The sequence below is a fragment of the Aporhodopirellula sallentina SM41 genome (assembly GCF_000346505.1).
In the GTDB taxonomy this organism is placed as follows: Bacteria; Planctomycetota; Planctomycetia; order Pirellulales; family Pirellulaceae; genus Rhodopirellula; species Rhodopirellula sallentina.
The window spans coordinates 1-7,928 of sequence record NZ_ANOH01000006.1 but is presented as its reverse complement, the minus strand read 5'-3'; the positions used below and the strand labels follow the sequence as shown (position 1 = coordinate 7,928).

The following is a 7,928-nucleotide window of genomic DNA, read 5'->3' as shown; positions in this document are numbered from 1 at the left end:
GCACCTCCGTGAAACTCACGCATTGGTGAGTTGAAAATGCGTCGGTTCCGGTTTCTTCAAAGCCAACCGCGGCTAATGTCGTTCGGCTGATGTTAGTCGCTGGACCGTGCGATGGCGTTTGCGATCGTGCGATAGCCGGTTGCATTCAGATGCCCACTGCCGATTTTGCCGTTGTGAAATCCGTGAGGAAATCGCCCCGAGTCGGAAGCAGCCACTAAGTCTTCCCGACAATCGACGACCGCGATGTCGTGAGCCGCCAACGCAGCACTGATTGTTTCAAAATCGGCTGAGCGTTCGTCATCCCGAATGACCTCGTCTCCCATCACAACGGGCACCAAAGGCGCGTACACGAGGGTAACGGGCTGCGCGGTTGCGTCCCTCATCTGACGAGCGATATCTGCGGCCGAAAACGACTCGTCGGCGCGAACGGTTGTCGCATTCGGTTCGGCATTTCCTGACGAGACAACACCGCAAACGCGTCCGGGCATGAATCTCAATCGGCGAAGCTGGCTCGTGTCTGCGTCGAACACGAGACCGCGAACCGCATGGATTACGAAATCGGGGATGAGATCCAGTCCCGCGATATTGCGTCCGCCGTCGTCGCTCGCAGGTTGATCCACTTCCTCGCTTGCAAGACATTCGAGGTCTTCGATCTCGCACACCAGCACCACATGCTCGGTCACACCGAGACGCCGTTCGGCAAGGCGGAAACGGCTCGTCCAGTCGATCGCGTCGTCACCGCTGTGTGCCATCGGTAACACCGCCAAAGACGCCGAAGCATTGGGTGAAAAGGCGTTTTCGAGTTGTGCCCACAACTTCTCGTGGTCACCCACGCAAACGCCTTCCGCCTGCGAATCGCCCCACAGGGCGATGACCCGTTTTGTGTTCGTTGGAGGCAGACGCGTTCTACCCGGCATCCCGTGCGGACCGATCCGCGTCGTGGCATATCCTTCGCTACGCCATCGGTAATCGGTCGACGCCGGATACACCCAACGCTGGGTTGCCGAATCAAAGACACGCTCATGGTAGCTACGCACAAACAACGGTGACGTGCCCCAAATGACGAGCGTTCCTGCGAACAATCCGACCACCCACTGGATAAACCCGCGGGTGGTCGGTGCGTGGTTCGTCACGACCTCGTTAGGTTTCATTCGGAACGTCGTACTGTTCACGCAAACGACTGAGTTCTTTTTTCAGCGTCGCGATTCGAGAGGCGTATTCGGGATTGGACGCAAGGTTGTTCATCTCGCTCGGATCGTTCTTCAAATCGAACAACTCCCATTCCTCGTTGTCGGGAACGTTTCGCCCGTAATAGCGAATCAACTTCCACCGGCCATCAAAAACACCCTCGTGCCGCCGCACGCTGTGAACTGCGGGGTACTCATAGTAGTGGTAGTAGAGCGAATCACGCCAATCCTCTGGCGTCTTGCCCTCTAACAACGGAACCAAACTCTCGCCTTGCATTTCCTCCGGAATCGGAGCTTTCGCGAGATCGAGGAACGTTTCGGCAAAGTCAATGTTCTGCACCAAATCAGTGTTCACCGAACCAGGTTTGATCTTGCCAGGCCAACGGGCGATCAGTGGAGTCCGGAAGGATTCCTCATACATGAAACGCTTATCAAACCAACCGTGTTCCCCCATGTAGAAACCTTGGTCAGAGCTATACATCACGATCGTATTGTCGCTCAGTCCTTGTTCCTCGAGCGTATCAAGAATTTTTCCAACGCTCTCATCAACCGACCACGTGCAACGCAGGTAGTCTTTGAGATAGGTTTGATACTTCCATTTGATCAAATCGATGCCCGTCGGTTTGTTTTCCTCAAACCACTTTTGCCGCGACGCATACTGCGGGTCACCCTTGTAGCGACCGCCGAGCTTCAGATCGCTCTCGAGATTCATGTGGCGATCGATCTCCATCTGTTGCCCGGATGCCGCTACGCCTCGCGTCGCATAGTCGTCGAACAGATTGTCCGGTTCAGGAATCTCGACGTCCTCATACCGGCTCATCTCTCGCTTGGCCGGTTGCCAGTTCCGGTGCGGCGCCTTGTGATGAACCATCAACATGAACGGTTTCTCTTCATCACGTCCGTTCTCGAGCCAATTGACCGCACGCCGCGTGATCACGTCCGTCACGTATTCGCCTTCGTACTTCGTCCGGCCTTCTTCCGTGATGAACTGCGGGTTGTAGTAGTTCCCTTGCCCGGGCAGCACTTCCCAGTAGTCGAAGCCCTGCATTTTCCCGCTCAGGTGGATCTTTCCGACCATGACCGTTTGGAAACCGTTGGCCTGCAGAATTTTTTGGAACTGCTGCTGATCATGGTTGAACGGGCCGATGTTGTCGATCTTCCCATTCAGGTGGCTGTGCAGTCCGGTCAGCAACGTTGCCCGGCTCGGTGCACATATCGAGTTACCGACATAGGCTCGGTCGAAACGCATCCCCTCGGCGGCCAACCGATCAATGTTCGGCGAAGGATTCAGCGACTCCAATCGCCCCCCATAGGCACCGATGGTTTGGTAGGAGTGGTCGTCAGAAAAAATCCAAACAATGTTCGGACGATCGTCTGCCACGACCATTCCGGGTGCCATTTGCATGACAACCGCAGCTAACAAAAAGATCCATTTCGACATGCTAATTTCTCACTAGTGTTCGTTCTTCGAGCCTGTTGTGCGCAACACATCGCGGTTGCGAGCGAGCATCAATAAGTCGAGTTCATGCTTGCATCAAAAACACCGACTTACGTTTGCGGACGCAGACGTTGTACTGCCTCATCGCCTAACGAGAAAGCATTGTCCGCGTCAGCCACATGCCATCATACTGTAACGAACAATCCGTCAAGCGTGCGATGAATTCGCAAAGTGAGTTTCAACGGTCGTGCAGCCATCGAGCATGCAAACAAAGAACGCCGTGCCCCTCGTACAACATCAGACCATCACAAAAGAGCGGTCACCACGAAAGGGACGTACCCACGAAGGAGCCATGCCCTCAAAGGGGCCATGCAATATTGACCGAGTTTACTGACCGCCAAACGAGGCATCGCGAAGCCCGTCACCGTCGGTGTAATCCACTGGCGATTCCAAACCACCCGTCAGCAGCAAGCCGTCGACCTTCGCAGCCGCGCTCGCCAATCGCCCTTTTGCGTCGATCAGTTTGATCGTGGCGTCGTAGTAAGTGCGCCGGACCACCAGCACCTGCAGGAAATCGAGTTCGCCGGCGCGATAGGCGACTTCGGAGAGTTCCAGACTCTTCTCGGCCTGCGGGATAATTTCGTCGCGGTATTTCTGTACCGTCGTCAAAGCACTCTCGTACTCTTGTGCGGTGCGTGCCAAACGTGACCGAATCGATTGCTCGATGCGTTTGACTTCCTGCGTGGCTCGCACGTAGTCGGCGTAGGCCGCGGAGATGTTACCCTGATTTCTGTTCGCGATCGGAATCGGGGCTGACAACTGGAGATTGATCATCCCGTTGTCGGTACCAACGTCGTAGCCGGCTCCGAGTTGCCCCGTCACGTTGGGGACGTGTTGCACGCGTTGCCGGCGAAGCAACGCTTGCTTCTCGCAAACGATCGCTTGGGCGACGGACAATTCCGGGCTTTGCATAACGATCGATGCGTAAACGTTCTGCCAGTCCTGCGGGCCGCTCGACGGTGCCGGATCGGCGACCAATTGAACCGGTGCTTCGCCGTCGATGCCTGCAATGGCTGCGAGGTCCTGCCACGCGCCGCGATACTGGATCTCAGCTTGTTCAGCGGCCAAACGCACCTCACTCAGCAGTGTTTTCGCCTGCAACGTTTCGATCAACGTTCCCTCTTCGGCACGTTCACGTTGTTCCGCTACCTGGACGCCTCGGTCGGCTACCTCAATAAAGCGACGTGTTGCATCGAGGTTCTGTTGGGCCGCCAGTGCTTCATAGAAGCGAACTCGCACATCAGTCAAAATGCGGTGCCGCTGCGTTTCTCGCTCCATAGCCTGCGCACGTGCCGTGTGCCCGAGTACTTCTTGGTTGAGCTGCAGTTTGTTGCCTCGAACGAACTCTTGCTCGACAAAGAAACCATGTTGGTCGGTATTGCGATCTGCCATCTGCTGACCGAAGTACCCGAGCGTCGGATTGGGACGCGTCCCCACCTGCTGTCGCAAACCGGCGGCTTTGCTCCGCGACGCGTCGGCTGCCGCGAGTGAGGGATGATTGGCTAACGCGATTTGCTCGACATCAGCCAACGTGTACGCGGAAGCGGCATCGATGTAGCCCCCTCCAAACCCAGGATTCGATCGCTGCACGTCTTCGGTCGCATTGCCTGTGAACGTTTCGTGCGGGAAATCGAACGTTTGCAGCTGATCGCGGAACTCACTCGCGCTAACAACTGCCGCTGCGGCCCCATTCTCTCCGTCTGCTGTCTCTCCGTCCGTCGCTGGGCTCAACGACATTGGCGGCACCGGCTCGGATCCTGTCACGTAGTCAACTCGGTCGATCGTCCGTTGTTCGCCGGTGTCCGAGTTCTGTTCGTCTCTCCTCGGCGTTTCCACCGATGGCATGTTGATGATTGGGACCGCCAACCGCATGTCAGGCGATTGCAGCAACGTGTCGTCCTCGTTGGACGACGCCGTAACCGAAGGATGAGTTGGGCTTTGACGGGACGCCGTGTGAAACGGACTTTTGATGGGAGTTGCATTTTCCCGAATGGTGAAACTGCTTTGTGACGTTCGCTTGAACGCGTGAAAGTGCCCACACCCCGTAATGCTGATCACCGCGAGGAAACATGTGGTCGCTAGAAGGAGCAGTTTCTTCATGGACTTTCACGTTCGAAAAATTGCGAGTGCGGGGCGGCGTTGAACCATTCAGCGTCCGTCATCTAGCTCGCTATCGCCGTGCCTGCGACCGGTTTGCGGGAACGAGGCTCGACGGAAAGCGTGCTCTCAAACTATCGACACGATCCGGCGATTCGATCGCTTAGGAACGACCGTTAGAAAAGAAGCAACGTGCTGCGGCCGGACAATCCGGCACAACCGTCGCAGATTGACACGCGAATGTGAGCTTCGTTTCACGCGGATAGACATGCACATCTGTCCCGTCGGCATCGATGTGACACCACGCCGCAGGCAATCGGGCAGGCAAACCTGCGCATGCTTGTGTACATTTCAAGAAGGCCAGTGACCTTCAAAATCGCATTCGGATCATCAACTTCATCAGGCGGAACACCCGTTGAGCACCGCATCCACCTTGCCAGCAGAACAGATCGACGCCCAAGCCAAGTCGAAAACCTCGGCCGCATCTTTCCGGTCGCCCACACCGAAGGCTGCAAAGTTGCAACCGAAAGAACACGGCGCGTATGCGATACTGGGCATTCCGATCGCCACGTCTTTGTTGATCGCATCCCCGACGATCTCGGGATGCTGCATCGCGGTCGCCGCAATCGCCGGGTTCCTGGCACACGAACCCCTGTTGATTGCGAGTGGCAAACGCGGAAAAAGGGCCAAGCAAAACACACCTCACGCCACCAATCGGCTCGCAATCCTGTTGAGCATCGTTATCGCGAGCGGTCTGACCGCGGTCGCGACGGGGACCACCAGCGTGCGGATCGCGTTATTCGGATGTGGACTCCTCGCCGCAGGCTTCTTTGGACTAACGATTCTCGACATCGAACGACAAGCTTCGTCTGGCGGCGTCGCCCTCAGCCGCACGTTTGGCGGTCAACTCGGTGGAGTCATCGGACTATCAGTGCCCTGCCTTCCGATCCTGCTCGCCGGCGGCTTTGGCGTATGGCATTCGATAGCGGTTTGGTCCGTTTGGTTGGTCGGGTTCTTCTCCACCACGATCGCCGTACGAGGAGTGATCGCAGCGCAGAAACGCAAGTCTCGGGTCGTTCACTGGACGAGCGTGATTGCACTGTCTCTGACAACTGCCGTTTGGGTTGCAATCGGCCACCCGTTCGTGATCTCCGTTGTCCCAATGCTGTTGATGAGCTGTTACCTGCTCGTTGACCCTCCACCGGCAAAATACATCAAACGCGTGGGATGGGCTCTCGTTGCCGGGACGATGGTGTCGGCCGTGTGGTTGAGTATCCTCGCGATGCGGTTCGGTGACATTTGACTCGCGACGTTTCGCTCTCAATGTGTTGTCAACGTGCAACACGTCGCTCGCTCATAGAGTTTTCAGATATTCCAACACCGCTCTCTTCTCCCCTTCATCGAGCGCATCCGGATAGTCATGACCGGCGGCGGACTTTCCGAACCTGCGAGTATCGAAGTAGCCTCTGCGGATAGCCACATCGGGCTCTTCCAATGGCACACGCGAGACAGATTCGATCGTCAATCCGATCCTCTCAGCATCGATCTCGTCCGCAACGCGTCGCCAGACTGTTGGCCGTTGTTTCGGATTCAGCACGTGCCATAGCGTCGGTACGCTTCCGTTGTGAAAATACGGTGCGCTCGCCCAAACACCATCCAACGGCGGCGCGACATACCCTGCCGGTTCGGTGATGGTCTTCTGCTCGGCGGCTTCACTGCTATTGGCAACTTTACTGCTATTGGCAACTTTACTGGCATTCGCAAACCAGCTGCGTGCGTAGTGCTCGCGACCGGCCACGGAAAGAGCCTGATGACGGACGGGATCGGTGCCGATCTCATCGATCGAAATCATTCGATTCGGATACGCCGCAATCGATTCCGCGTCGCTCTCATGGCCATAGGTGCCATGGCATTCCGCACAGTTTTGCTTGAAAAGATGCCGCCCCGATTCCGCGAGTTTCGCATCCACCGGCAATGGATACTTCGGCGGACGCAGCGATGACAGGTAAGCGTAGACATCACGAAACGCATCTTCGTTATCGCGAAAGAACTCCGCATCATTCTCAGGAACAAGGGCGAACTGCATCAAACCTCGGTGTCCCTTTGGAGCGAAACCGTCGATGTAGATGTACGGACGTCGGTAGAAGTGCCACCACGGGGGCGCGTCCATATCGTGATGCGTGAACGATGCCGGGGCTCGCTGTACCAAATTCAGTTCATCGTCGCGGTAGTGCATCAATCCTTGACCGAACACCACAGCGTTGGTCGTGCCATGAGTCGTCCCCAACGGAACAACGAGCGACCCGAGCTCCATCCGCCCGAGCGATTTGCCCAAACGAAATTTGGTCCGTCGAACTTCTTCGGTCAACGTTTGCAACGCAAAGCGATTGTTGGGTGCTCCCGGCGTTGGCGTTCCATAGACAGAACCACCGTGGCACGAAAAGCAGTTCATGGTCCAACGCCCTTCCTCGTCGACAACGTACTGCAACGGCTTCCCCGGATCGGGAGGCGTTGGCTCCGATTGATCGCCGCTCGAGCTTGTTGCTCCGCCGACGTCGGAGGAAGGACGCGGTGTCAATCCGTACCGTCGAAAGGCCATCGTTCGACGTTCGGCGAGTGAGGCTGCCTCTGCTTTCTGGCGCAGTTCCTTTGGCCAACTTTGCCAAAGCGAGTCGAAGACTTCTTGATCGAAATCACTTGGCAACAAAGCGTTCCCAACCAAGAACTCATATCCTCGAGTCGCTGCATCCTGATCGTCGTGCTCGTCCACGTTGTTCGATTGCCCGCCATCGTGTCCCGATGTCACCAATCGAATATCGTCACGCTTCGACGACCGTTCGTTGGAGTCGGTCTCCGCCCGTGCGGGGAGAATTCCAGCTAGCAGGATGACCGCCGCAATCGGGACGGGCGTTAGCGATCGCATTGATCGTCGACACGGCGGGGATTGCGAGCGGGCAGATAAAACGCTCACGCGCGAAAGATGTCGCGGAACGCGATTTCGGAGATGTGAAAGAATGAAGACCACGGCATGCCAACGACACGAAAAGACTCAAGAGAGAGCGGCGCGAACCCTGATCGCCACCACCAGTCATTATGCCCGTCGTCAACCGCGATGATTAACCCTTCTTATTCAACTCCGATGGAAG

5 protein-coding genes are annotated in these 7,928 nt (G+C 56.7%); 1 reads left to right on the top strand and 4 read right to left on the bottom strand.

The annotated features are described in order from the left end of the window. Positions 1 to 92: 92 nt before the first annotated feature. The 3 genes from RSSM_RS00445 to RSSM_RS00435 form a co-directional block, all read right to left on the bottom strand. Positions 93 to 1,151: a hypothetical protein gene (locus tag RSSM_RS00445; RefSeq protein ID WP_008673210.1), complete on the bottom strand. Its 1,059-nt coding sequence runs from the start codon at positions 1,149 to 1,151 to the stop codon at positions 93 to 95. Next, on the bottom strand, positions 1,141 to 2,628 hold the full coding sequence (locus RSSM_RS00440) for a sulfatase family protein (protein WP_008673208.1): 1,488 nt from the start codon (positions 2,626 to 2,628) through the stop codon (positions 1,141 to 1,143). Before RSSM_RS00440 ends, RSSM_RS00445 begins: the two co-directional genes overlap by 11 nt. A gap of 384 nt (positions 2,629 to 3,012) precedes the next feature. Then, positions 3,013 to 4,785: a TolC family protein gene (locus RSSM_RS00435; protein ID WP_008673206.1), complete on the bottom strand. Its 1,773-nt coding sequence runs from the start codon at positions 4,783 to 4,785 to the stop codon at positions 3,013 to 3,015. Positions 4,786 to 5,197: 412 nt separating this feature from the next. Here RSSM_RS00435 and RSSM_RS00430 point away from each other — a divergent pair, with 412 nt between their 5' ends. Further along, positions 5,198 to 6,085, top strand: coding sequence for a YwiC-like family protein (locus RSSM_RS00430; RefSeq protein ID WP_008673202.1), 888 nt, complete (start codon positions 5,198 to 5,200; stop codon positions 6,083 to 6,085). A 51-nt stretch (positions 6,086 to 6,136) separates the two neighbouring features. On the opposite strand, the gene RSSM_RS00425 is transcribed toward RSSM_RS00430, so the two are convergent. After that, complete coding sequence (locus RSSM_RS00425) at positions 6,137 to 7,705, bottom strand: c-type cytochrome (RefSeq protein WP_008673199.1); 1,569 nt, start codon at positions 7,703 to 7,705, stop codon at positions 6,137 to 6,139. Positions 7,706 to 7,928: the final 223 nt, after the last annotated feature.